Genomic DNA, 1,833 nt, shown 5'->3' on the forward strand with positions numbered 1-1,833 from the left:
TTCTTCTTTCCCCCCTTCTTCCCCTTCCCGCACCCTACTCTAAGATTACACCGCCATCGCGCACATATTTGGCTCAATTCACTCATCCTGGCCCATCCGGATGAATAACTTGCAGTAGGCCGCCTGACCCCGGTCCCAACTGCTTAAGCGGAAGAACTCGTTGGGTGCGTGGACACATTCATCGTTGAGTCCAAAGGCGAAGCTGACTGTGTGGACTCCGAGAATGCTGAGAAACGTGTGGCACACAGCGATAGTGCCGCCGGTCCTGATGTAGTAAGGAGGCTTCCCGTAGACATCCTCCAGTACCGCGCGAGCGGCCTCGTTGCCCGGGTGGTTTCTGGGTATGTGGTATGGTTTGGCTGTGCCGGGGAACCGCTTGACTGCCACCTTCACACCTGCCGGCGTGAACCTGGCCACGTGTGCTTCGATGAGATCCATGATCTGATTTGGGTCCTGGTCGGGGACAAGCCGGCAGGTGAGCTTCGCGCTGGCTTTGCAGGGTAGCACGGTCTTGGTGCCTTCGCCCTGGAATCCTCCCCAGATTCCGTTGACATCAAGAGTGGGCCGGGCCCACGCTCGTTCGAGAGTGGTGTAGCCGGGCTCGCCAAATACATCATCGATGCCGAGCTCGCGCTTGAACTTCTCCTCATCGAAAGGCACCATGGCCATCGACGCCCGGTCCTCTGCCGTGAGCGGCACGACGTTGTCGTAAAAGCCGTCGATCGTGATCTTGCCGTCAGGTGATCGCATGGAGTTCAAGATGAGTGCGAGCGCATGTATCGGGTTCTGGATCGCCCCACCATACGTGCCTGAATGAACATCGGACTTAGCTCCTTGCACCTCGATCTGAACACCGCAAAGCCCCTTCCGGCCGACCAGCACTGCGCCCTCGGCTTCGCTGTACTGCCCTCCGTCGGAGCTGAAAACGACATCGCAGGCCAACAGCTCCTTGTGGGCTCTTACGAAATCGGTCAGTTGTGGGCTTCCGATCTCTTCCTGGCCCTCGAACAAGAACTTCACGTTGACCGGGAGCGCACCTTCACCCTTCAGCATCGCCTCTGCCGCCAGGATGGGAATTAGCATATTCCCCTTGTCATCCGATGCTCCTCGGGCGTAGATCCTGTCTCCGACCACGACTGGCTCGAACGGAGGCCTAGACCAGAGGTCGATCGGGTCCGCCGGCTGGGTGTCGAAGTGCCCGTAGATCATTATTGTGGCTTTACCCGGAGCGTGCAGCCAATCTCCGTAGACCACTGGATGGCCTCCGGTCGGCATGACTTTTGCGTTCTCAATCCCAGCAGCAGTCATCCGATCCACAACCCACTCGGCCGCGCGCTGCACCTCTGGAGCATATTCCGGCAGAGCACTTATGCTCGGGATTCGAAGGAAGTCCATCAATTCAGACAGGAATTCGTTCCGGTGTTCGCGCACGTAGGCCATCCAACCAGTCATACTCAACGCCCCTTTTCAGTCATGGTATGGAGTCCACTGGACAGCCAGTGTGATGTCGCCCGCCCGCACGGGTTCCCCAAGTGCCTGTCTGTCTAGACCGGGACCCCTTACCCGATAATACTCCATTGAATGGACTTTCTCCAGTCGAGTTGCACGAGGCTGGGTCTGGCACAGCAGTGCAACAGTGGAGCCGGCCTCATCCATTATGATAAGTATGAGTAAAGTTTCAGTAGGTACAGAGATCTTTCTGTGCCCTAAAACGGAAGGACGGGCTCCCCCTTTTCTCGAAAGAGTTAAGTGGCAACAAAACTCTGAGAGGAGGGTACCCAGTAGAGTCCATATCCTGGTGTAAAAGGCAGTAGGCGATGGTGGCAGCAGGAG

General features: G+C 57.3%; 1 protein-coding gene. It reads right to left on the minus strand.

Going from position 1 to position 1,833, the window contains the following annotated elements; genetic code table 11:
• Positions 1–78: 78 nt before the first annotated feature.
• Positions 79–1,452, minus strand: a complete 1,374-nt coding sequence (locus NUW23_16270) for a dipeptidase (protein MCR4427702.1) — start codon at positions 1,450–1,452, stop codon at positions 79–81.
• Positions 1,453–1,833: the final 381 nt, after the last annotated feature.

The organism is Bacillota bacterium (assembly GCA_024655925.1).
GTDB lineage: Bacteria > Bacillota > DTU025 > DTU025 > JANLFS01 > JANLFS01.